Source organism: Proteus cibi (genome assembly GCF_003144405.1).
Classification (GTDB): domain Bacteria; phylum Pseudomonadota; class Gammaproteobacteria; order Enterobacterales; family Enterobacteriaceae; genus Proteus; species Proteus cibi.
The window spans coordinates 244597-268982 of sequence record NZ_PENW01000019.1 but is presented as its reverse complement, the minus strand read 5'-3'; the positions used below and the strand labels follow the sequence as shown (position 1 = coordinate 268982).

18 protein-coding genes and 1 pseudogene are annotated in these 24386 nt (G+C 41.1%); 15 read left to right on the top strand and 4 right to left on the bottom strand.

What is annotated here, in order from left to right; genetic code table 11:
• Window positions 1-868: 868 nt before the first annotated feature.
• Window positions 869-1213: an iron-sulfur cluster insertion protein ErpA gene (gene erpA / locus DK865_RS12325; RefSeq protein WP_006534944.1), complete on the bottom strand. Its 345-nt coding sequence runs from the start codon at window positions 1211-1213 to the stop codon at window positions 869-871.
• A gap of 275 nt (window positions 1214-1488) precedes the next feature.
• Between erpA and hemL the strand changes: the two genes are divergently transcribed.
• Complete coding sequence (gene hemL, locus DK865_RS12320) at window positions 1489-2775, top strand: glutamate-1-semialdehyde 2,1-aminomutase (protein ID WP_109392044.1); 1287 nt, start codon at window positions 1489-1491, stop codon at window positions 2773-2775.
• Between the two features lie 73 nt (window positions 2776-2848).
• Here the strand turns inward: hemL and mrcB are convergent.
• Window positions 2849-5161 (bottom strand): annotated as a pseudogene (gene mrcB, locus DK865_RS12315) (bifunctional glycosyl transferase/transpeptidase); the annotation flags it as partial.
• 122 nt (window positions 5162-5283) lie between these two features.
• A complete protein-coding gene (hrpB, locus tag DK865_RS12310) occupies window positions 5284-7716 on the bottom strand; it encodes an ATP-dependent helicase HrpB (RefSeq protein WP_109392043.1) in 2433 nt (810 codons plus the stop codon).
• 85 nt (window positions 7717-7801) lie between these two features.
• Between hrpB and sfsA the strand changes: the two genes are divergently transcribed.
• The 14 genes from sfsA to fbpC all read left to right on the top strand — a co-directional run bounded on the left by sfsA (window position 7802) and on the right by fbpC (window position 22807).
• Window positions 7802-8512 (top strand): DNA/RNA nuclease SfsA, encoded by a 711-nt coding sequence (sfsA, locus tag DK865_RS12305; protein WP_109392042.1) that lies wholly within the window; start codon window positions 7802-7804, stop codon window positions 8510-8512.
• 196 nt (window positions 8513-8708) lie between these two features.
• On the top strand, window positions 8709-9164 hold the full coding sequence (dksA, locus tag DK865_RS12300; RefSeq protein ID WP_023580786.1) for an RNA polymerase-binding protein DksA: 456 nt from the start codon (window positions 8709-8711) through the stop codon (window positions 9162-9164).
• Between the two features lie 53 nt (window positions 9165-9217).
• Window positions 9218-10129, top strand: a complete 912-nt coding sequence (gluQRS, locus tag DK865_RS12295) for a tRNA glutamyl-Q(34) synthetase GluQRS (protein ID WP_109392041.1) — start codon at window positions 9218-9220, stop codon at window positions 10127-10129.
• A gap of 91 nt (window positions 10130-10220) precedes the next feature.
• On the top strand, window positions 10221-11774 hold the full coding sequence (gene pcnB, locus DK865_RS12290; RefSeq protein ID WP_407681499.1) for a polynucleotide adenylyltransferase PcnB: 1554 nt from the start codon (window positions 10221-10223) through the stop codon (window positions 11772-11774).
• Window positions 11767-12261 carry a 2-amino-4-hydroxy-6-hydroxymethyldihydropteridine diphosphokinase gene (folK, locus tag DK865_RS12285; RefSeq protein WP_109392039.1) on the top strand — a complete coding sequence of 165 codons (495 nt, stop codon included), beginning with the start codon at window positions 11767-11769 and terminating at the stop codon, window positions 12259-12261. Before pcnB ends, folK begins: the two co-directional genes overlap by 8 nt.
• 360 nt (window positions 12262-12621) lie before the next feature.
• The gene (panB, locus tag DK865_RS12280; RefSeq protein WP_109392038.1) at window positions 12622-13413 is read left to right on the top strand and encodes a 3-methyl-2-oxobutanoate hydroxymethyltransferase; all 792 of its coding nucleotides are present in this window, start codon (window positions 12622-12624) and stop codon (window positions 13411-13413) included.
• Between the two features lie 42 nt (window positions 13414-13455).
• A complete protein-coding gene (panC, locus tag DK865_RS12275) occupies window positions 13456-14307 on the top strand; it encodes a pantoate--beta-alanine ligase (RefSeq protein WP_109392037.1) in 852 nt (283 codons plus the stop codon).
• A gap of 32 nt (window positions 14308-14339) precedes the next feature.
• Complete coding sequence (gene panD / locus DK865_RS12270; protein ID WP_036932765.1) at window positions 14340-14720, top strand: aspartate 1-decarboxylase; 381 nt, start codon at window positions 14340-14342, stop codon at window positions 14718-14720.
• A 233-nt stretch (window positions 14721-14953) separates the two neighbouring features.
• Window positions 14954-15586 (top strand): response regulator transcription factor, encoded by a 633-nt coding sequence (locus DK865_RS12265; protein ID WP_109392036.1) that lies wholly within the window; start codon window positions 14954-14956, stop codon window positions 15584-15586.
• A 1-nt stretch (window position 15587) separates the two neighbouring features.
• Entirely contained in the window at window positions 15588-17144 is a 1557-nt protein-coding gene (locus DK865_RS12260) for an MASE1 domain-containing sensor histidine kinase (RefSeq protein WP_109392035.1), read from the top strand.
• Window positions 17145-17211: 67 nt separating this feature from the next.
• Complete coding sequence (gene uhpC, locus DK865_RS12255) at window positions 17212-18564, top strand: MFS transporter family glucose-6-phosphate receptor UhpC (RefSeq protein ID WP_081705878.1); 1353 nt, start codon at window positions 17212-17214, stop codon at window positions 18562-18564.
• Between the two features lie 2 nt (window positions 18565-18566).
• Complete coding sequence (locus tag DK865_RS12250; protein WP_109392034.1) at window positions 18567-19598, top strand: ABC transporter substrate-binding protein; 1032 nt, start codon at window positions 18567-18569, stop codon at window positions 19596-19598.
• Between the two features lie 74 nt (window positions 19599-19672).
• Window positions 19673-21751: an ABC transporter permease gene (locus DK865_RS12245; protein WP_109392033.1), complete on the top strand. Its 2079-nt coding sequence runs from the start codon at window positions 19673-19675 to the stop codon at window positions 21749-21751.
• Window positions 21752-21766: 15 nt separating this feature from the next.
• The gene (gene fbpC, locus DK865_RS12240) at window positions 21767-22807 is read left to right on the top strand and encodes a ferric ABC transporter ATP-binding protein (protein ID WP_023580797.1); all 1041 of its coding nucleotides are present in this window, start codon (window positions 21767-21769) and stop codon (window positions 22805-22807) included.
• A 248-nt stretch (window positions 22808-23055) separates the two neighbouring features.
• Here the strand turns inward: fbpC and DK865_RS12235 are convergent, their stop codons facing one another.
• Window positions 23056-24384, bottom strand: a complete 1329-nt coding sequence (locus DK865_RS12235) for a D-serine ammonia-lyase (protein ID WP_109392032.1) — start codon at window positions 24382-24384, stop codon at window positions 23056-23058.
• Window positions 24385-24386: the final 2 nt, after the last annotated feature.

Below are 24386 nucleotides of genomic sequence, written 5' to 3'. Positions count from 1 at the left end.
TCGAGTAATTCACTGTATTTTTTAATGCGAGCTTGTTGTTCGGAGAATGTCATCCCCATTTTAAAGGAGGGGGATGATGCCAGATCATCTAATACCAAACGGGGTTTAGGGGTATTGTTTGCGTCATTCATTGACATAAAAGCTCCCATTTAACGGTGACACACACGCAATAAAAAAGACAAAAAATAAGCCTAGAAACGTCTCTGTTTAATAATGGGCTTATAATAGAGTCTTCAATTAATTAGAGTAGCTTAAGTATTTTCAATAAGAAGTAAAGGAAGGGGTAGAGAGAACAAGCATTCTATCCTCGTAGGATAAGTGACTTAGCGTAAAATAATTGTCCACACGTTATTTACTGCTTTCGTTTTTTATAATAAGTGTATTTACTTATATTATTCACTTTCGTAAATGTCCGAAATCTTGCTAAAGCCAGTCAGTTCTAATGTACATGGATTTTTAATATGTAACAAAATGTGTATTTTATTTCAAATTGTAACAACATTGATTTATAAGGAAAAAATCACACTATTTTCAGAATAATAAGTAAACTACGTTTTTTATTCTCACAGTACAAAAAATCCGCACCTAAAATTTAGTGTATCGCAGAAGATCCATTTAAATAAAAAACAAAAATATCACTCATAGAGTGATTTTATGAAATAAGTTCAGAAAGAATAAAGAAGAGAAGAGAGAAGAGAGAAGAGAGAAGAAGATTTTAACCAATAACATCTCACAGACAAAAGTTGTGAGCGAGCAAGAAGTTATCCGCGACAGACAGTGCGCAACAAACGAGCATACATAAGTATGTGAGTCTTGTGAGCACACTGTCTAACAAAGGATAACCTTGACGCAGCCACAACCTTCCAGATTAAATACTAAAAGAGGAGCCGCAACCACAGGTACTCTTAGCATTAGGATTAGTTACGATAAAACGCGAACCCTCTAACCCCTCGGTATAATCCACACAACCGCCCACTAAATACTGCAAGCTCATTGGATCAACCACTAAAGCAACACCTTGTTTTTCTATGGTCATATCACCTTCATTCATTGCATCATCAAAGGTAAAACCATACTGGAATCCGCTACAACCGCCACCCGTGATATAAACACGTAAACGCAAATTCGGATTTTCTTCATCTGCAATCAGATCTTTTACTTTATTTGCAGCCGCGTCAGTAAATTGTAACGGCAGAGCCATATCATCACTCATTGTTCACTCCAGACTGGGTATTCCAGCAAAAAAACAGCCAGCAAAAATTTATCTTTCTTGCTGATATAATGTGATGATTATCTAATACCTGCTCATAACCTTCAAGTTTGTTGTGGACAAAATACACTTTTTGCTACCTATCACTTTTTACGATAAACCACGTCCCCACAATAACAGTGATAAATCAAAATCTTGTTGCCGTGTATTTGGCTTCATCTGCGCGGTGCTTTAGAATACGCCTTAATCTTACGCTCACCCATCATTAGGAGTCTGACATGAGCAAGTCTGAAACGCTTTATAATCTCGCACAACAAGTGATCCCCGGCGGTGTCAACTCACCTGTTAGAGCATTTAACGGTGTAGGTGGAACCCCTCTTTTTATTGAACGTGCTAATGGTGCGTATATTTATGATGCCGATGGACGTGCTTACCTTGACTATGTTGGCTCATGGGGACCGATGGTTTTAGGTCACAATCACCCTGCTATTCGTGATGCGGTGACTGATGCGGTACAAAAAGGATTAAGTTTTGGCGCACCAACAGCCGCTGAAGTTGAAATGGCAAACTTAGTTACTGAGCTAGTACCTTCAATGGACATGGTTCGTATGGTGAACTCAGGTACAGAAGCCACGATGAGCGCGATCCGCCTTGCTCGTGGTTATACTGGCCGTGACAAAATCATTAAATTTGAAGGTTGCTACCACGGTCACGCTGACTGCTTATTAGTCAAAGCAGGCTCTGGCGCATTAACAATGGGACAACCAAATTCACCGGGTGTACCCGCTGATTTTGTTAAACACACCTTAACTTGCACTTACAACGATTTAAACTCTGTACGTCAAGCCTTTGAAAACTATCCTGAAGAAGTCGCTTGTATCATTGTTGAACCTGTTGCGGGCAATATGAACTGCGTTCCACCAAAAGCAGATTTTTTACCGGGTTTACGTGCCTTATGTGATGAATTTGGTGCGTTACTGATTATTGATGAAGTGATGACCGGCTTTCGCGTGGCATTAGGTGGCGCACAAGCCTATTACGATGTTGATCCTGACTTAACCTGCCTTGGTAAAATTATTGGTGGCGGTATGCCAGTGGGTGCTTTTGGCGGACATATGGAAGTGATGTCTAAACTCGCGCCAATTGGCCCAGTTTATCAAGCTGGTACTTTATCGGGTAACCCTATTGCAATGGCAGCAGGTTTAGCCTGTTTACACGAAGTCTCACAACCGGGTGTTCATCAAACATTAGATGAACTAACAACAATGCTAGCGGATGGTTTACTTGAAAAAGCACAACAAGCTGGTATTCCAATGGTTATCAACCATGTTGGTGGTATGTTTGGTCTGTTCTTTACAGATGCAAAAGAAGTCACTTGCTATCAAGATGTGATGAATTGTGATGTTGAGCGCTTTAAGCAATTCTTCCACTTAATGTTGGAAAAACGCGTCTACCTTGCGCCTTCTGCATTTGAAGCCGGCTTTATGTCAATTGCGCATACCAAAGAAGATATTCAACGCACTATTGATGCAGCAGAGTATGCATTTGAAAAAATGAAACGCTAATACCTATTTATTTTGACAAAAAAACAAACGGCACTTATGTGCCGTTTTTATTTTAGCTAACCGACGTGATCACTTACTCAGAAAACAGATCTTGTAACCACTTTGGCGCACCACTTTCATCAGTATCTTGCTGAACAGGTGTACACAATCCATCTGGATTGGCTGTCCATACAGGTAGAGTACGAACACCTCCGCCATAACAAGCAAAGTTACCTTGGGCATCAACAGACATGTCAGCGATATCTTCTGGTGCAGGTGGATTTAATTTCAACGGTGCCTGATTCTCTAAATAGTTACGATACAGCAACAACGCCCCTGTTGAACCCGTTAAGTTCGTTGGACCATTATTATCGCGCCCCATCCATGAAATCGTCACTTCTTTGCCATCAATCCCCGCAAACCAACTATCGCGGAGATCGTTTGTCGTCCCCGTTTTACCTGCAAGGTTATAATTACCAAATTTCGGTTTTAATACACGCCATGCGGTACCTGAATTTACCACTTGTTGCATACCAAATAACGTCATATAAGCCGCTTGAGGTGAAACCGTTGTTTCTGCTTGAGGATAACTTTGATAAAGCACCGTACCATCTTGGGCAATAACCGAGCGCAATGATGATAGTTTTGCTCGATTACCTAAACTACCAATTGTTTGGAAGGTTTGAGCGACTTCCATTGGTGTTAAGTTTAATGCACCTAATAGCATCGCTGGCACTTTTTCCAGATTTTCCGCAGGGGCACCTAAGTTAATCCACGTTTTAATGACTTGGTCTAATCCCACTTCTAACCCAAGATTGACAGTTGGTATATTGCGTGAGGTTGCTAATGCATCCACCAGCATTAATTTACCTTTATAACCGCGATCGTAGTTGCGTGGTTGCCAAGGTTTACCTCCCGGAATAGGTACGGAAATAGGCTCATCCGCAAGCCATGTATTTAAACGAAAACGATCAGGCTCACTTAATGCCGTTAAGTAGGTCGCTGGTTTTGCTAAAGAGCCAATAGAGCGACGAGCCGATAATGCACGGTTAAAACCTGCGTATTGTGGTTGTGACCCCCCGACTAATGCTCTCACTTCACCACTTAAGCGATCGACAACCACCATCGCCCCTTCAAGATCGTCAATTTTACGCACTTTACGTATATCCGCGACCCCCACTTCAACTGCCTTTTCAGCCGCATCTTGCGAAACGGGATCTAATGTGGTGAAAATTTTCGTACCTGATAAATCTTTCACTTTATCGCCGAGGGTTGTTTGTAACTCTTGGCGAACCAATTGCATAAATGCAGGTTGAGGCGTTAACGCTTCACTACGTGGTTTCACACCTAAAGGACGTGCGCTAAGTACATTGTAAAGCTCTTGGTCGATTATCTCTTGGGTTTGTAGCAGTTTTAATACCACATTACGACGCTCTAAGGCAGCTTTAGGATTACGCCATGGGTTATAGGCAGATGCACCTTTAACCATCCCCACTAAAAGTGCTTGCTGATCAAGGCTTAATTCATCGACGGGACGACCAAAATAGTAGAGGCTAGCTAAAGGGAAACCTCGAATTTGTTCATCGCCACTTTGTCCTAAAAAGACTTCGTTAAGATACAGCTCTAAAATGCGATCTTTGCTATAACTCGCATCCATAATGATCGCCATATAGGCTTCATTCAGTTTTCTTTTTAACGTTCTTTCATTAGTCAAAAATAGGTTTTTCACTAACTGTTGCGTCAAGGTACTTCCACCTTGAACCGCTTTACCCGCGGTAAAGTTCGCTAATACCGCACGGCCAATTGAATAGAAGCTAATACCATCGTGCTCATAGAAACGGCGATCTTCTGTTGCAATTAACGTATCCACTAATAATTGTGGGAATTTATCTCTTGCTAAGAATAAGCGTTGTTCACCATTTGCTGATTGCATCATGGTAATTAACTTAGGATCAAGACGGAAAAAACCAAACTGCCGCTGATTATCCATGTTAGTAATACTAACCAGTGAATTTTGCTCAAAGGCTAATTTAGCTAAAATTTGTTCTTCACGACCATCTGGAAAATCAAAAGGTCGGCGCAACATTTCAATCGTATTGCCTCTTACCACAAATTCGCCAGGACGCGTGATTTTATTCACATTGCGGTATTGCATACCCTCAAGTAAGCTCACCATCTCCTTTTGGCTATAATTCATGCCCGGTTCTAAGTTAACGGTACGTCCGTAAACTGCAGCGGGTAATTCCCAAACATTGCCATCAAGACGCTCTTTGATTTGAGAATGTAAATAAACACCATAAATGCCCATTAAAACCGCAACCACAATGGCGATTTTGACAAATAACCAAAACCAAGAACGACCTCTTTTGGTTTGTTTCACTGGCCTTTTCTTTCTACTCATGAACTGTATCTCTCATTAAAACCCCTTTATCACGGGATAAAGAAGCCTAACATTGTCGCTATTTTTCTGTGTGATCCCACAAGAAAGCTCTCAAATAGGGATAATCTACGATAAAAACTTAAATCAACTTATTGGCTATATTTTTTTACTCGCCGAGTCGGTGCTGTATTCGCGGGATCATCAGGCCATAAATGCTTGGGATAACGCCCTTTCATCTCTTTTTGCACCTCTTTGTAACTTCCTGTCCAAAACGTCGCCAAATCGTGTGTTTTTTGGATAGGACGATGTGCTGGTGACAATAATTCCATGATTACAGGCAATTGACCATTCGCAATAATAGGGCTTTGTTGTTCGCCATAAACTTCTTGAATACGAATAGCAATCACAGGAGGTAACTCCAAATCATAGTTGATCATTACTTTTGTCCCTGTTGGCGCCAAATAATGCGTCGGAAATAAGCGTTGAAGCAACTGATTTTCATGCCATGTTAATTGGTTTTTAATAATCGTATTAATATCAATTTGTTGTAATGCTTTTAATGTCTGAGCTTCTCCCAGCTCAGGTAAAAGCCATGTTTCTAAAGTTTCAAGTAACACCGTTTCTTCTAAATCAGGTAATAAGGCTTCTGGGCACCATTTTTTCGCTAAAGAAAGACGAATAAAAAGCTGTTGAGTCTCTTTACTCAGCGCTAAAGCATTTAAACCGTTATCTCTTAACCAATTCAATAATGCTTGTTGCATTTGCTGTTTATTGGGTTTGTCTAATCGGCTCTGGCTTAACGTTAATCGTCCTAATTGACGTTGTTGCCATGCAACTAATGTACCCCGTTTTTCATCCCATTCAACCGTGGTATTATTTTCAATAAGCTCAGGAAAGATAGCTGATATTTCATCGATATCAATGGATAAGGCTAATAAAATGCGCACATCGGCATAATGTGCATTTTGTCGTAATAATGGCGCTAAGATCCACGGTGAATCACTCATTAAATGCGCGTTATCCATCATGGCACCTTGCCCATTTGCTAAACGAAAACGTCCTTGGTTATCACGGTTTTTAGCGATCCTATCCGGAAATCCAACCGCTAATAATGAGCCTAATAACTCTGGGCAAAAAACCCCTTTCCGATGTTGAGAGAGCTGGTTTTCACGTCGTGTCCAGAAACTGTTTTTTTGTTGCGCAATCCACTCTAAATTAATTTCTTGTCCTCGTGGAGGCTCTTCTAAGATTGCACATAAACGTGCAGCCGTTGCAAGATGATTATCACTTTGCTCACTCGCATAATCCAAAATTGCTGCTAATCGAGGCTCAATGCCCCATTGCGCCATGCGCGAACCTCGTGGTGTTAATCCACCTTGTTTATCTATCGCACCTAAACGATACAATAAGTCTTTAGCTGCGTGTAATGCTTGTGGTGTTGGTATATCTAACCAACTCAACTGATTAATGTCACGACATCCCCATTGCAAGACAGAAAGCCATAACGACGATAAGTCACTAGTTAAAATTTCAGGTAATTGGTGAGAAGCAACGCGTTCTGCCTGCTCTTGGCTGATTAAATGCCAACAAATACCTGCCTCAAGACGTCCTGCTCGCCCTGCTCTTTGTGTTTGTGATGATTGACTCGTTCGTTGACGCAATAAACTCGTGACACCACTTTTCAAATCATACTGTGCGCATTTTTCAATGCCACTATCTAAAACCAATCTAATCCCTTCAATGGTAAGACTCGTTTCTGCGATATTGGTCGCAAGAACGACTTTACGATAACCTTTTTCAGTCGGTTCAATCGCTTTTTGCTGTTCTGCTAATGAAAGCGCGCCATAAAGTGGGAATAACACCACATGGTCATCCACTTTATCTTTTAGAATGTCAGCAACACGCACGATTTCGGCACTCCCTGGCAAGAATATCAGCATAGAGCCAGTTTCTTGTGCCAATAATCGCAATGCCATTGTGGCAATTTCTTGTTCAAAGGGCTGATGCGTATTGATAGGAGAGTACACTCTTTCAACGGGATAACTGCGCCCTTGCGCGCTGATCATGGGGGCATCAGGGAGTAGTGAGGTAAGTTTTTGATTATCCAAAGTTGCAGACATAATCAACACACGCAAATCATCACGTAATCCCATCTGTACATCGAGTAATAGCGCTAGTGCTAAATCCGCTTGTAAGCTGCGTTCATGAAATTCATCTAAAATCACAAGGCTGATGCCAGCCAACTCCGGATCTTGCTGTAACATTCGGTTTAATACCCCTTCAGTTACCACTTCCAATCGCGTTTTTGAGCTGACTTTGCTTTCCGCTTTCATTCGATAACCTACCGTATTTCCAACGTCTTCATTTAGCTGTTCTGCTAAACGGTAAGCAATACTTTTGGCGGCAATTCGTCTTGGCTCTAATAAAATTATTTTGCCATCAAAGTGATCTTGCTCCAGTAAATAGAGGGGAAGTGCCGTGGATTTACCTGCACCTGTAGGTGCATGAAGCAAAACTTGAGGGGATTGTTTTAACGCAGTAACGATGTTTTCTGTTACATCAAAGATTGGCAATAAATGCACACAGTCTCCATGGCTCATTAACTTTCTTGGCTGGGCATTGTAGCATTAGCGCTTTATTAAAGGTCGTATTTTCATCGGAGTCGTCATGAAATTTGAGCAACCACTACAATCTGCCACTTTACTAAAACGATATAAGCGTTTTTTAGCAGACGTTGTCACCCCTAATGGGGAAGAATTCACGCTCCATTGTGCCAACACAGGTGCAATGACGGGATGTGCGACACCGGGTGATACTGTTTGGTATTCCACCTCTTCAAATGCAAAAAGAAAATATCCACACAGCTGGGAACTGACACAAACTCAAACCGATGATTGGATTTGTGTAAATACCTTAAGAGCGAATGGGATTATTGCTGATGCGATTGAGGCAGGTGACATTCCAGAATTATCTGAGTATGACGAGATAAAACGAGAAGTGAAATACGGTAGTGAGAACAGCCGTATTGACATTTTACTTAAATCAAATCATAAAGTTGATTGTTATATTGAAGTGAAGTCAGTCACCTTGCTCAACAACGGTATGGGTTATTTCCCTGATGCCAAAACAGAACGAGGTCAGAAACATCTTCGAGAGTTGACCGCTATCGCAAAATTGGGTTTAAGGGCTGTCTTATTCTACGCAGTTCCCCATACTGGGATTATGGAAGTGACTGTTGCTAAAGAGATTGATCCTAACTATGCTTCACTGCTAAAAGAAGCATGTGATGCAGGGGTTGAAATCTTGTGTTATCGCATCAATATTAGTGAATACAATTTAACAATTGGACAGCAATTACCTTTTATTTCAAATGGTTAATTGATTCCCATGGTATTAGTTAAGCATTTTTTAACTAAAAAAGGGCATTTACTTGCGTGCCTTCACACCATGAGAAAACTTATTAAAGGAATAATTGCTATCCTCGCGGGCATCTGCTATTTATAGCGCCCTATTTTTTCCCCTTCCTGTTTTGAAGGTGGGGATTATTCAGAAATGCGTATGTAGGAGAAGCATTATGCAAGAAGGGCAAAAGCGTAAAACATCGTCCATGAGCATTCTCGCTATTGCTGGCGTTGAGCCATATCAGGAAAAAGCGGGCGAAGAGTACATGAACGAAGCCCAATTAGCGCATTTTAAGCTAATACTTGAATCTTGGCGCAATCAGCTCAGGGATGAAGTCAACCGCACCGTTACTCATATGCAAGATGAGGCGGCAAACTTCCCAGATCCCGTTGACCGTGCTGCACAAGAAGAAGAATTCAGTCTTGAGCTGCGTAACCGTGATCGTGAACGTAAACTCATTAAGAAAATCGAAAAAACACTGAAAAAAGTCGAAGATGATGACTTTGGTTTCTGTGAATCTTGTGGAGTAGAAATCGGCATTCGCCGTTTAGAAGCTCGTCCTACAGCTGACTTATGTATCGACTGTAAGACATTAGCTGAAATCCGTGAAAAGCAGATGGCTGGCTAATAATGGGCAGACGCCTCAGCCTAATACGTTGAGGCGTTAATCTGAATCTTTTGATGCACGAGATTACAGACTATATTGGGCGCTTTGCGCCATCGCCAACGGGTCAACTTCATTTTGGCTCATTGGTTACTGCACTTGGCAGTTATCTTCAAGCTCGCGCACACTACGGGCGTTGGCTTCTACGCATCGATGATATTGACCCGCTTAGAGAACCTCCCGGCACTGCATCCCAAATTATTCGCACATTAGAACATTATGGTTTGTTTTGGGATGAAGAGATCCTCTATCAATCGCAACGCCATGATGCTTACCGTGAAATTTTACACGCTCTTTGGAAAGAAGGTGTTTGCTACCACTGTCATTGTAGCCGTCATCGTTTACATGACTTAGGGGGCGTGTATGATAACCACTGCCGTCATCGCGAACCGCTCACAAATCATGTTACACCTTTTGATAAAAAGAGTGCATGGCGGTTGATCCAACAGCATCCTGTTTATCATTTTGAAGATACCATTCAAGGTACATATTATTCAAAGAGTACGTCTATCGTGTTAGAAGATATGATTATTCACAGAAAAAATAACTTATTTGCGTATAATCTAGTGACAGTGATTGATGATAATTATCAGGGTGTAACCGAAGTTGTTAGAGGTGCCGATCTACTTGATCCCACATTGCGACAAATCAGTTTACATAAACAACTGAATTTACCTATTCCGCATTATGCTCATTTACCTTTAGCAATAAATCATGACGGTAATAAATTATCAAAACAAAATCACGCGCATGCGTTGCCAGATACTGATCCAAGACCCGTCATTCTCGATGCTTTACGGTTCCTCAATCAGCCTATTATTGCGGGTTGGCAAGATTATTCGTTAGCATCATTGTTAGAGATTGCGATAGCGCAGTGGTCACCTTCTGAGATTTTAAGACAAAATCATCAGCAACAAGGATATGAATAAACCACACAAAGCATTCTCAAAAAATGTTCAGTAGGCTATGATTAGCCGCTTAATTTTTTTAATTATTAGAATTTATTATTCGAGGTGTCATATTTTTAATCGAGTAGCACATTTCTGCCGTAATCTGCTAGGGCGGCAAACAACGTCATCAGACACACAACCGGTAGCGAGTGAAAGGCCAGTCACTACATCTGACCGACCAATACAAGAAACACAGAAAACTGTGCGTCGGCGTCCTGCTATATCTGCAGACCGTCCCCATAAAAAAAAGAGTAATAAAGAAAAGGCGAACGGGAGTGATTTGCCAATGACTGTGATCCCAAGAGATCAACACCCAATTTCACGTAAAGACATCAGTGATAATGCATTAAAAGTGCTGTATCGCTTAAATAACTCTGGCTTCCAGGCTTATTTAGTTGGTGGCGGTGTCCGTGACTTATTACTGGGAAAAAAACCAAAAGATTTTGATATTGCCACTAATGCAACACCTGAAGATGTACGTCGATTATTCCGTAACAGCCGTTTAGTCGGTCGTCGTTTCCGTCTTGCTCATATTATGTTTGGTCCTGAAGTGATTGAAGTTGCGACTTTCCGTGGCTCGCATGAAGATCACGAAATTTCAGACAACAACCAATCTCAACAAGCACAAAGTGGCATGTTACTGCGCGACAATATTTTTGGCTCCATTGAAGAAGATGCCATTCGTCGTGACTTTACATTAAACAGCCTCTATTACGGTGTTGATGATTTTGCGGTGCGTGATTACGTTGGCGGTTTAGCGGATCTAAAAGCGGGGATTATTCGCTTAATTGGTGATCCTGAAACGCGCTATCGCGAAGATCCCGTCAGAATGCTGAGAGCCATTCGCTTTGCCAGCAAATTGGATATGCAAATTGCACCAGAAACTGCAGAGCCAATTAGCAGACTCGCGCCTTTATTGCGTAATATTCCATCAGCTCGTCTTTTTGAAGAGTCACTAAAATTATTACAAACAGGACAAGGCTACAAAACGTATAAGTTAATGTGCCGCCATCAATTACTTGAACCACTGTTTCCGCTGATTGCATCTAAAATGACAGAGCAACATGATACGCCGATGGAGAGAATGCTAGATCAAGTTCTCAAAAATACGGACTATCGCATCAATAAAGAGATGCGAGTCAATCCGGCGTTCTTATTTGCGGCGATGCTGTGGTATCCATTAATTGAACATGCCGAAAAATTAGTTCAAGAAAGTGGTTTGTCTTATTATGACTCTTTCTCTATGGCAATGAACGATATTTTAGATGAGCAATGCCGTACGATTGCAATACCCAAACGCATTACCACAACAATGCGTGATATCTGGCTATTGCAACAACGTTTACCGAAACGCCAAGGTCGTCGTGCGAATAAGTTACTTGAACACCCTAAATTCCGTGCTGCGTTCGATTTGCTGGAATTACGTGCCAATGTACAACGCAATCCAGATCTTGAAGCGTTAGCAAGCTGGTGGGCTGATTTCCAAGCGTCTAACAATACACAACAACGCTCAATGGTCTCTGAATTAGGTCAAGCGCCAGTTCGCAGGCGTCCACGTCCGCGTAAACGTCCTCGTCATCCAAACGCAAAACCGGCATCTAGACAAGAGAACACCCATGAATAAACAGAAAAAACGTGTTTATATCATTTTGGGAAGTAATTTGGATTCACCTGAAAATCAGGTGAATTCAGCGATTAAAGCAATCAGTGAGATCCCAGAAACAACCTTGATTGCACAATCCTCTTGGTATCGTACTCGCCCAATGGGACCTCAAGATCAGCCTGATTACCTTAATGTCGCGGTTGCGGTTGATACAACATTAGCACCAGAAGAGTTGCTGAATAACACACAAGCGATTGAATTAGCGCAAGGTCGTGTTAGAAAAGAAGGCAACCGTTGGGGACCAAGAACGCTTGATCTTGATATTATGTTATTTGGTAATGACGTGATCCAAACCGAGCGATTAACCGTACCTCATTACGGGCTTAAAGTCCGTGAGTTTATGCTTTATCCATTAGCAGAATTAGCCCCCGACCTTCGCTTTCCTGACGGTGAGTTATTAGCAGATAGATTGGCGTTAGTGCCTGAAAACGGCATAGAAAAGTGGTAATTTCACACTAATCCGCCCTTAATGCTAAAGGTTGATACTGTAAAAAGCTTAAACAGTATCAGCCTATCTCTTCCCTTTTGTTTTCCCTCTATTATTCAAACTCACTGATTCTCATCATGCTTTGAAATCTTTTATATTTATTTTTACCCCATAACCAATTGATAAATATAAACAAAAATCATCATTTGTTGTTTTTCATTGCTCATTTAATTACTTTTTCTTCGTTTTTAGCTCTTAAATGCTACAATCGAAAGCGGCTTTATTTTGATAGCTCAATATTTTCTTTAATAAACAAACAATTATGTGAAGTAATTAATTTTATCTACAGACCAAAAAACAACAATGATGGAGTTTGTTACAATGAAACCCACTACGCTTTCAACGCTGAATCGCTATAAGCAAGAAAAGAAAAAATTCGCCACAATCACAGCTTATGATTCAAGTTTTGCTCGCCTTTTTGCACAAGAAGGTATTCAAGCCATGCTGATTGGTGACTCCTTAGGAATGACACTACAAGGTCATAACAGCACGTTACCCGTTACCGTTGAGCAAATTGCTTATCACACCCGTTGCGTAAGAGCTGGTGCGCCTAATGCCTTCTTAATTGCAGATATGCCCTTTATGTCTTATTCAACACCTGAACAAGCTTGCCTTAATGCCGGTATTTTGATGCAAGCAGGGGCGAATATGGTGAAGATTGAAGGTGGAAGTTGGTTAATTCCTACCGTTAAAATGCTGGCTGAGCGTGCTGTTCCTGTCTGTATCCATTTAGGTCTGACACCACAATCTGTCAACGTCTTTGGAGGTTATAAAGTTCAAGGCAGAGAGCACGATGAGGCAGAGCAATTAAAGCAAGATGCTATCGCCCTTGAAAAAGCAGGTGCTCAACTGGCGGTTTTAGAATGTGTCCCCGTTGCTCTCGCTAAGGCTATTACAGAGGTATTAACCATGCCTGTTATTGGTATTGGTGCAGGTAATGTCACTGATGGGCAAATTCTTGTGATGCATGACTTATTAGGCTTAACCCCCCAAGCACCTAAGTTCTCAAAAGATTTTTTACAAGAAGCGGGTTCATTAAAAGGGGCTGTCAGCCTTTATGTTCAACACGTTGAACTAGGTCTATTCCCCGAAGAAAAACATTCATTTAACTGATTTATTATCTTAATTATCAATATTGTTTAAAGGAGTCACGCCATGCTAATTATTGAAACTACGCTTATCTTACGCAGAGAAATCAAGCGGTTAAAGCAAGAAGGTAAACGCATTGCATTGGTTCCAACTATGGGTAACCTTCATGAAGGTCACCTTAAACTCATTGAAGAAGCTCGTATTCACGCAGATGTCGTGATCACCTCTATATTTGTTAATCCACTTCAGTTTGATAGAGAAGCCGATTTAGCAAACTATCCTCGTACCTTACAAGAAGATTGCGAGTTACTGCGTGATAAACAGGTCGATATTATCTTTGCACCTTCAGCAAAAGAGATGTATCCACACGGAATGGAAAATCAAACCACCGTTGATGTACCGGTATTATCTGCCGTATTAGAAGGTGCAAGCCGTCCTGGTCATTTCCGCGGTGTTACAACCGTTGTCAGTAAGCTTTTTAACCTTGTACAACCTGATGTGGCAATGTTTGGTGAAAAAGATTTCCAACAACTGCAAATTATCAAAAAAATGGTAAGCGATTTATGTATGGATATCAGCATTGTTCCTGTTGCTATCGTACGTGACAAAAATGGTTTAGCGCTCAGTTCGCGCAATCGTCTATTATCTGATAACGAAAAACAACAAGCCCCAGCACTTTATCAAGCGATGCAAGCCATTGCAGAACAATTAAAGTCAGGTAATCATGATGTTAATCAGCTACTGCAAAATGCAAAAAACACCTTAGAGCAGCAAGGTTTTCGTGCAGATGAGTGCTTTATTTGTGATGCAGACACACTCACACCATTAAGTGAAGAGAGCCGACACGCTGTCATTCTAATGGCGGTATGGCTGGGTAATACGCGCTTAATTGATAACCAACAAGTTAACCTTGTTTAATCTTCATTATTAGAAAAATAGGAAACACAACAATGCTACGCACTATGTTACAAGGCAAACTTCATCGCGTAAAAGTCACGCAAGCAGATCTTCACTACGAAGGCTCTTGCGCGATTGATCAGGATTTTATGGATGCTGCCGGTATTCTTGAAAATGAAGCGATTGATATTTATAACGTTGATAATGGTGAACGTTTTTCAACTTACGCCATTTGCGCAGAAAGAGGTTCGCGTATTATTTCTGTCAATGGCGCAGCTGCACGTAAAGCGGCGGTTGGCGATCGTTTGATTATTTGTTCTTATGTGCAAATCCCGGATAGTGATGCACGTAGTCATAAACCCAATATCGCCTATTTTGAAGACAATAATGAAATGAAGCGCATTGCCAAAGCCGTGCCTGTTCAAGTTGCTTAATCAATAAAATATTCGCCACTTCCCATAGGCAGAGGTTCCCTGCTTATGGGAAACAATTAACAAGAACAATAAATAACCCATCATTATTATTTGCTTGTCACGATTCACCTTGATAAAAACGAGATATCAGGTTCAAAACCGAGTTTCTTCTCCATTTTTCCTCGCTTATCTTTTGGTAGCTTGTTATAAATCATATAAGTATTGTCTGACTACACCCTGACTAATAAAAAATTATGATAAAAGTTGCTTTAGTGGATGATCACATTGTTGTGCGTTCTGGATTTGCACAACTCTTAATGTTAGAACCTGATATTCACATCGTGGGTGAATATTCTAATGGGCAAGAAGCATGGCCTTATTTAGCGCATGACGATATTGATGTTGCTGTGATGGATCTCTCTATGCCCGGCGAAAGTGGTCTACAACTACAAAGTCGTTTAAAACAAAAACGTCCTGATTTTCGCACGATCATTTTAAGTATTTACGATACCCCTGCCTTTGTTCAAAGTGCACTTGATTCAGGCGCTCGCGGTTATTTAACCAAGCGTTGTGGTCCTGAAGAGTTAGTACAAGCGGTACGCGCTGTACATCAAGGTGGCTGTTATCTTTGTTCTGATGCGATGAAAGCATTGCGACAAACACCCGAAAAAGAAGATGCACTCCATGCTTTGACACCCCGAGAAAGAGAGATTTTTAATCTTTTAGTTCAAGGCGTGAACGTCAAAACAATAGCAGTGCAACTTAATCTTAGCCATAAAACCGTACACGTTCATCGCGCTAATGTACTAGGCAAATTAGGCTGTGAAACAACTATCGATTTAGTTCATTTCGCCTTAAAAAATCAGTTGATCACAGGATCGCTGTAACATGAAAAGGGGGCTGCGTTTTCTTCTTCAATCCCTTTTTTTATTACTCACCTACTCTTTACTTTGGCTATCACTTTGGGTAATTGGCTTCTATTTAAGTAAAAATGGACAGCAAGCTGCTCTTTTTTTACCTCAAGGTCTACGATTAGCCCTAATCATTTTACTCTGGCGTCGCTTTTGGCTACCGATGTTATTTGCAGAATGGGGGCTTTATTACTGGTTAGCACAAGAACAATTAATTACCCACGCCATTATTTATCTCTCACCAATACTCAGCCTCATTGTCGCACTAGAAGTTCAGCGTATTTGGTGGCGATATCCTCTGTATTGGCAACGCTTAACCCTATTAATGGGTGCCGTAGGTTTTAATAGTCTGCTACAAGCCTTTATTCTTGGCTTTGTGATTAATACCACCAGCGGAATTTTTCTCACCTCTGTAACAGGTGGCATATTACTCGCCCCTTTTGTCTTTTTACTTTATGAATACCTTCGTGAATTACAAAGTCGCACCTTAATTTCTGATGGTACTCTCGATCCTCCACTAAGAACTTCCTTGCTAATGTGGGGATTTCTATTTTGCCTTATTGGATTAAGTGCTCAGTTTTTCTTAACACCTGAAATAGAGCGCTTATTAGTTATCCTTGTTTTTATTCCTAATGTCTTTATGGCGTATCGTTATGGCTGGCAAGGCGGCGTATTATCCGCTCTCTTGGGCAGTTTGATCATTACGTTTGCTCGCCAAGTTAATGGCGCATTTAATGATTTGCGTGAGTTAGAAATGTTCTTAACCACACAAGCTATTATCGGTATTGGTTTAGGGATTGCGATTAGCCGCCAACAACAACTTGCCCATAATTTACGTCATTACCGTTTACGTCTAGAACAAGAGTTACAGGCTCGTCGTGATCTAATGGAAAAACTGGTGCATACAGAAGAAGATGTTAAAAAAGCGATTGCACGCGAATTACATGATGAAATTGGACAGAATATTACTGCGATCCAAATTCAATCAATGTTAATCAAAAGAACCGCAGATAACGACAAAACACGCCAAACCGGAGAGCAAATCGAGCGACTCGCGCTACAAATTCATCAATCTACACGTCAGCTACTCCGACAATTACGCCCGCCTGTCTTAGAGGAAATGTCGCTTGAAAAAGCCCTTCATCATTTAATCAATGAATTTGCTTTTGATGACAACGGCATTACCTGTAATTTTAATTACTCGTTAGATAAAGAGCCTGAAAACGAAACAATCATTTTTACCCTCTACCGTTTAGTACAAGAGCTGTTAAACAATATTAGTAAACATGCTAACGCAACCTATATCCAAGTCTCATTGACTGAAAACAAAAACCGTTTACGGCTCATTATTAGTGATAATGGCATTGGCATGTTGCCGACGTCATTATCAGCACAACAAAGTAGTGGCTTTGGATTACGTGGGATTGAAGAACGCATTCGCGCTTTAGGTGGAGAATGGGAAGTGATAAATCATCACGGTACGAAAATAATTGTTAACTTACCCACAAATTCAAAAGAAAACAGTGAAAACTAAGAATAAGTCTTAGTCATCTACAACCTTATCTCATTCTTTTTCGCGACATTTTTTTTACATTTGCAACATCAAAGAGGATGTTATGTCAGGTAAAAATTCGGCATCAATTAATAAGACCTATAATTTTTGGCGCAAAAATTTAATGCTGTCGATGATTATTGGTTATGCCACTTTCTATCTCACACGTAAAAGCGTCAACTTTGTGATGCCCGTTATGCAAGTGGAATTGAGTTTAGATAAAGGGGATATCGGTTGGATAGCCAGCCTTTTTTATCTCACTTACGGTTTATCTAAATTTGTTTCTGGTATTTTCCATGACAAATGGGGATACCGCTGGTTTATGGGTGTGGGATTAGTGATGACAGGCATTATGAATATGATTTTTGCCTATTGCCTTTCATTTCCTGCACTGCTTTTGGTCTGGGCACTAAATGGTTTCTTTCAAGGCTTTGGATGGCCTCCTTGTGCAAGGTTGTTAACACACTGGTATTCGCGTAATGAACGCGGTTTCTGGTGGGGATTATGGAATATCTCAATTAACCTTGGCGGGATGAGTCTTCCGATTTTAACTGCGTGGTTAGCGACGCATTATAGTTGGCAAATCGCACTGCTTGTTCCCGGTATTATCGGCATCATCATCGGGCTGTGGTTGTGTGTACGATTAAAAGGTACCCCCGCAGAAGAAGGACTTCCTACTGTGGGTGTTTGGCGGCGCGATGTTTTTGAATTACGTCAAGAGCAGGCTTCTCCCCCTAAACCCATGCTAACTATTTTGAAAGAGAGCATTTTATTTAACCGAATGATTTGGTTACTGGGTTTTTCCTATATTTTAGTTTATCTCATACGTATGGCGATTAACGATTGGGGAAATATCTGGTTATCAGAAACACATGGCGCCAACTTATTGAGTGCTAATGCCATTCTCTCTTTGTTTGAAGTGGGTGGCTTACTCGGGGCGTTATGTTCAGGCTGGGGCTCGGATTTATTATTCCGTGGCCAACGAGCACCCATGATATTGCTGTTTTCACTCGGGCTTTTTACCGCAGTAACAGCACTTTGGTTAATTCCAATTCATCATTATGCTTTGCTCGCAGCTTGTTTTTTTAGTATCGGTTTTTTTGTATTCGGACCACAGATGTTAATCGGGCTTGCTGCAACAGAATATTGCCATAAAAACGCAGCAGGCACGGTAACTGGCTACTTGGGATTGTTTGCCTATTTAGGGGCGGCAATGGCAGGTTGGCCATTAAGTCAGGTCATGGCGCATTATGGTTGGACTGGGATGTTTGCATTATTAACCAGTGCTGCGGCCTTAATGGGACTCTTACTAATGCCGTTGTTGATTGCTGATGTTAGCAAACAAGAGCATTTAGTTGGCCCACTTTCATTTTCCGATGACGACACATTTAAAAGGTTCTGAACATGAAATTGAAAACCCTCTCTACACTCGTTGCTGCTGGTTTGGCGCTTTCTGCGGTTAGCTTATCAACACATGCAGCTGGTCGCTTAGTGGTTTACTGTAGTGCAACAAATGCGATGTGTGAAGCTGAAACAAAAGCCTTTGCCGAAAAGTATGATGTTAAAACGACTTTCGTTCGTAATGGTTCAGGGAGCACTTTAGCCAAAATTGAAGCGGAAAAACGTAATCCACAAGCTGACGTTTGGTATGGCGGTACGATGGACCCTCACTCACAAGCGGGTGAAATGGATCTGCTAGAGCCTTATGTTTCTCCTAATCTCGATCAAATCATGCCACAATTTCGTGATCCCGCTAAACGCAAAGGTAACTACTCTTCTGCGGTTTATGTTGGTATTTTAGGTTTTGGTGTCAATAAAGATCGCTTAAAAGAAAAAGGCATTGCTATTCCAACGTGCTGGAAAGATCTCATTAAGCCTGAATATAAAGGTGAAATTCAAATTGCCGATCCACAAAGTTCAGGAACCGCTTACACTGCACTAGCAACCTTTGACCAATTATGGGGCACTGAACAAGCCTTTGATTATCTAAAGAAAATCAATACAAATATCTCCCAATACACTAAATCAGGTATTGCTCCTGCACGAAATGCAGCCCGTGGTGAAGCTGCCATTGGCATTGGTTTCCTACATGATTATTCATTAGAAGTTGAAAATGGCGCCCCACTTGAATTGATTTCACCTTGTGAAGGTACAGGCTATGAAATCGGTGGGGTGAGTATCATTAAAAATGCCCGTAATATGGATAACGCAAAATTATTCGTCGATTGGACACTCTCAAAAGAAGCTCAGGAAATTAGCTGGAAAGAAGGTAAATCTTACCAAATTCTAACCAATACCTCGGCGGAATCTTCACCAATGGCGCTGAAATTATCAGACTTAAAACTCATTAACTATGACATGGATAAATATGGCGATAGTGAAGTGCGTAAAGAACTGATTAATAAGTGGGTTACCGAAGTAAAAATGGGTAAATAGCGCATTAATAGAGCGAGATAACCTCTCGCTCTCTTTTTCTCATAATAATAAATACATTTACTCTCGGGGGATTTATGTCTCACACACTCGCTTTACCTGAAAAAAAGAGGTGGGACCCCATATTTTTATGGGTCCTAATTGCATGGATGGCATTTGCTTTACTGCCATCATGGAGCCTTGACTACGGTCTTTTAGATTCAACAGCAGATGAATTACTCACCTCTTATGGCTGGAGTAGCGTCAATATCAGTTGGCTCTGGTTTTTATTACCAAGTTTACTGCTATTTCGTCCATTAACTGCGCCTAAGCGTGAAAATCGCTCTCGCCACTATTTTGATGCGGGTTTTGCTCTATTTTGTGCATTTATTACAATAGTCAGTGCAACTCTTGAAGGACGTGGCTTAGGGTATTCTGCGATCATCCTCTTTATTTCTCTGGGAATGATCATGAAAACCGCCTTAACACGCCTTGAATGGCTAGGTGGTGATAGCTTTGTTATCGGCTCTTTGATAACCGTTGTTGCACTGATTGGTGCCTTTATTATCTTCCCTAGCATCGCTATTTTTATTCCTATGTTTAAAGATAGTGCTGGCAATTTTGCACCTTTTGAGTTTATCGCTATTTTAAGCCAAGCTCATATTGTGCAAGTCATGCTCAACTCTATTGCGCTTTCTATTGCAGTAGGGATAGGTTGTACTTTCTTTGGTTTAATTCTGGCAATTTATACGTCTCGTATTGCGGTACGCTCAGCCATTATTGGTCGTGTATTTTCTATCTTACCTATCGTTACACCCCCTTTTGTTGTCGGTTTAGGGGTGACATTAATGATGGGGCGTTCAGGTTATGTGACGGAATTTCTCGCCACTTATGCTGGACTTGAAAATACCAACTGGTTATATGGCTTTACGGGCATCTGGTTAGCGCAAGTGCTCGCCTTTACCCCGATGTCATTTATGATTTTAGATGGCGCTATTAAAACCATCCACCCATCATTAGAAGAAGCGTCTTACACCTTAAGAGCTAACCGTTATCAAACTTTCTTTAACGTCTTTATGCCGTTACTTAAGCCGGCGTTAGCCAATGCGTTTTTAATTGTGATTGTGCAATCTCTTGCTGACTTTAGTAACCCATTAGTTTTAGGGGGCAACTTTGACGTTATCGCGACACAAATTTACTTCTATATCACCGGCTCTCAACTGGATTATCAATCTGCTAGTACATTAGGGGCGTCGCTGTTAGTGTTCTCACTATTAGTGTTCTGTGTGCAGTATATGTGGATTGGTAAACGTTCCTATGTCACGGTTTCTGGCAAATCCTATCGCGGTGATGTTCAACCTCTTCCATCGTCACTGATTGCATTTGTGACAACTGTTTTAGCTATTTGGGTTGTCTTTAATATCCTGCTCTACGGCAGTATTTTCTACGGCAGCTTCACCGTTAACTGGGGAGTTGATTACACCTTAACACTGGATAACTTTATCAAACTATTTGGTCAAGGAATGAGTGACGGTGCATGGCCTTCGTTGTTAGATACCTTGTTATATGCGGGTATTGCGGCACCGATCACCGCGATCCTCGGACTATTAATTGCCTATATCGTGGTACGCCAAGACTTTAAAGGTAAAAAAAGTATCGAGTTCACAACAATGCTTTGTTTTGCGGTACCGGGAACCGTTGCCGGTGTCTCTTACATTCTTGCGTTTAACGACTCACCGTTCTATTTAACGGGGACGGCTGCAATTGTCATTATCTCTATGACGATGCGTAACGTACCTGTGGGAATACGTGCGGGCATTGCAGGATTAGGACAAATTGATAAATCGCTTGATGAAGCATCTCTAAGTTTAAGAGCGAACTCAATGAGAACCATTTTCTATGTGCTATTACCGTTATTGCGCCCGGCTATTTTGTCTGCGCTGATTTATAGCTTTGTCCGTGCCATTACTACAGTCAGTGCTATCGTCTTCCTTGTTACACCCGATACACGCGTTGCCACTGCGTATATTTTAAACCGTGTTGAAGATGGTGAATATGGCGTCGCAATTGCCTACGGCTCGATTTTAATCGTCGTCATGTTGGCGATTATTTTCTTATTTGACTATTTGATTGGCGAAGCCCGTGTTTCACGCTCTAAAGCCAAAAATGCACAGTAATACGGAGTATAAATCATGACACAACAACATTTCGTGGAACTGAAAAATGTAATTAAGCGTTTTGGTACTAACACGGTGATTGAAGATCTCAGTTTGTCTATTCCACAAGGCAAAATGGTTTCATTATTAGGGCCTTCAGGTTGCGGTAAAACCACCGTATTACGTTTAGTTGCTGGGTTAGAAAAACCGACAGAAGGTAAGATTTTTATTGATGGTGAAGATGTTACCGACCGTTCGATCCAGCAACGCGATATCTGTATGGTGTTTCAGTCTTATGCTCTTTTCCCTCATATGTCTTTGGGCGAAAACATTGGCTATGGCTTAAAAATGCTAGGACGTCCAAAAGCTGAAATTAAACAACGTGTTTCTGAAGCCTTAGAGCTGGTGGATTTAGCGGGTTTTGAAGATCGCTTTGTTGACCAAATATCAGGAGGACAGCAACAACGTGTGGCATTAGCTCGTGCGCTAATTTTAAAGCCTAAAGTACTGCTTTTTGATGAACCATTAAGTAACCTTGATGCGAACTTACGTCGTAGTATGAGAGAGAAAATTCGTGAGTTACAACAGCAGTTTAATATCACGTCTCTTTACGTAACCCATGACCAAAGTGAAGCATTTGCGGTTTCTGATATGGTTTTAGTAATGAATAAAGGGAAGATAATGCAATTAGGTTCACCGCAAAATCTTTATCGCCAACCGGCTTCTGAATTTATGGCAAGCTTTATGGGGGATGCAAACTTATTCCCTGCTACATTGGGCGCTGATTATGTTGATATCTTTCACTATCGTCTCCCCAAACCAGATACATTTAATACGACGAAAACAGACGTTAGAGTCGGCGTTAGACCAGAAGCGATCACGTTATCTCAACAAGGCGATGCCTGTCAGCAATGCAAAATCGTCCATGTCGCGTATATGGGGCCTCAATATGAAGTGACCGTGGAATGGCAAAATCAAACCTTGCTATTACAAGTTAATGCCACACAACTTCAACCTAGTATAGGCGACAGCTATTATCTCCAAATCCATCCTTATGGGATGTTTATTTTAGAGTAGCGCTATTGCAATATAGATATTTGACAGAAAGAGTAAGCGAGGCACCCAGTGGGTGCCTCTTTTTTATAATAATAATACTACGACATTTTCCCCTGGTGTGACATCCTGGTGTGAATGTTTGAGGTCATGCTTGGTGTAACATATTGCGACACAATTATTGTTTTAGATAACGATTAGAGATACTTGTACTACTCCCTTTATTTTTGAGAGGCTATCAGAACAAAAGCTGGCAGCCCCCGTTCTACACTCTATTTTCCCTGAGCGAGATATTTTTGCATTTCATCTGCAGGAACCATACCACCCCCAGTCGCCCAGACTAAATGCGTTGCATTTTGCATTTTTTGACTGTCTAGTGATAAACCTTGCAGATAATCTTTAGCTTGAGTGACATGTACAGCACCGACCATTCCAGCTAACGCTGAAGGTTCTAACTTAATCCCTTCTTCTTTATTTAATAAACTGAGTAAGTCATAAAGCTCTTGGTCATCAATAGTGTAATAACCATCAATTAAGCGCTCCATTGCTCGACCAACAAAGCCTGATGCACGCCCAACAGCAAGACCATCAGCCGCCGTGACATTATCGATACCAATCTCTTGAACAGAGATACCTTCATGTAACTGAGTGTAAACACCCAATAACATACAAGGTGAATGTGTTGGCTCCGCAAATAAGCAGTGTACTGCATCACCAAATGCCAGTTTTAGCCCGAAAGCAACACCACCAGGGCCACCACCAACACCACAAGGTAAATAAACAAACAGAGGATGTTCACTATCAACACGAACACCTTGTTCTTCAAATTGGCGTTTTAAACGTAATCCCGCTACCGCATAACCCAAAAATAATGTTTTTGAGTTTTCATCATCAATAAAGAAACAGTTAGGATCTTTCTCAGCTTCTTTACGACCTTCTTCTACCGCAATGCTGTAATCTTGTTCATATTCAACAACATTAACGCCATGAGAGCGTAATTTATCTTTCTTCCACTGACGTGCATCAGCAGACATATGAACACTCACACTAAAGCCTAATTTCGCACTCATGATCCCAATAGACATACCTAAGTTGCCTGTTGAGCCTACCGCGATACTATATTGGCTAAAGAATTCACGGAATTTATCAGAAAATAATTTTTCATAATTATCATCTGTACTTAATAATCCCGCGTTGATCGCCAATTTTTCAGCATGAGTCAGTACTTCATAAATCCCACCACGCGCTTTAATTGAACCTGAAATAGGTAGATGGCTATCCTTTTTCAAACGCAATTGACCGCTAATGGGTGTGTTATACCGCTTTTCAAGAGCAACTTTCATCTTAGGAATATCAACCACTTCTGATTCGATAATTCCTTGAGTAACCGCTGTTTCTGGAAATGCTTTCACTAAATAAGGTGCAAAACGTTGTAGTCGAGCTTGTGCATCAATAACGTCATCTTGCGTTAAACCAACATATGGAAGTCCCTGGTCAGTGGTGGTCACTTTTGGGTTAAACCAAACCACTTCTTTTAAGTCCACTAAGTCACGAACAAGTGGAAAATGACTGATTAATTTATTTATATCTATATGGTTCATAG

What these genes read in the sequence shown, in the direction of transcription:
- DK865_RS12245 (WP_109392033.1), top strand. Translation starts at nt 19,673, where the DNA reads ATGTCTCACACACTCGCTTTACCTGAAAAAAAGAGGTGGGACCCCATA.
- panB (WP_109392038.1), top strand. Translation starts at nt 12,622, where the DNA reads ATGAAACCCACTACGCTTTCAACGCTGAATCGCTATAAGCAAGAAAAG.
- sfsA (WP_109392042.1), top strand. Translation starts at nt 7,802, where the DNA reads ATGAAATTTGAGCAACCACTACAATCTGCCACTTTACTAAAACGATAT.
- erpA (WP_006534944.1), bottom strand. Translation starts at nt 1,213, where the DNA reads ATGAGTGATGATATGGCTCTGCCGTTACAATTTACTGACGCGGCTGCA.
- hemL (WP_109392044.1), top strand. Translation starts at nt 1,489, where the DNA reads ATGAGCAAGTCTGAAACGCTTTATAATCTCGCACAACAAGTGATCCCC.
- folK (WP_109392039.1), top strand. Translation starts at nt 11,767, where the DNA reads ATGAATAAACAGAAAAAACGTGTTTATATCATTTTGGGAAGTAATTTG.
- DK865_RS12265 (WP_109392036.1), top strand. Translation starts at nt 14,954, where the DNA reads ATGATAAAAGTTGCTTTAGTGGATGATCACATTGTTGTGCGTTCTGGA.
- gluQRS (WP_109392041.1), top strand. Translation starts at nt 9,218, where the DNA reads ATGCACGAGATTACAGACTATATTGGGCGCTTTGCGCCATCGCCAACG.
- dksA (WP_023580786.1), top strand. Translation starts at nt 8,709, where the DNA reads ATGCAAGAAGGGCAAAAGCGTAAAACATCGTCCATGAGCATTCTCGCT.
- fbpC (WP_023580797.1), top strand. Translation starts at nt 21,767, where the DNA reads ATGACACAACAACATTTCGTGGAACTGAAAAATGTAATTAAGCGTTTT.
- panD (WP_036932765.1), top strand. Translation starts at nt 14,340, where the DNA reads ATGCTACGCACTATGTTACAAGGCAAACTTCATCGCGTAAAAGTCACG.
- DK865_RS12235 (WP_109392032.1), bottom strand. Translation starts at nt 24,384, where the DNA reads ATGAACCATATAGATATAAATAAATTAATCAGTCATTTTCCACTTGTT.
- DK865_RS12260 (WP_109392035.1), top strand. Translation starts at nt 15,588, where the DNA reads ATGAAAAGGGGGCTGCGTTTTCTTCTTCAATCCCTTTTTTTATTACTC.
- DK865_RS12250 (WP_109392034.1), top strand. Translation starts at nt 18,567, where the DNA reads ATGAAATTGAAAACCCTCTCTACACTCGTTGCTGCTGGTTTGGCGCTT.
- panC (WP_109392037.1), top strand. Translation starts at nt 13,456, where the DNA reads ATGCTAATTATTGAAACTACGCTTATCTTACGCAGAGAAATCAAGCGG.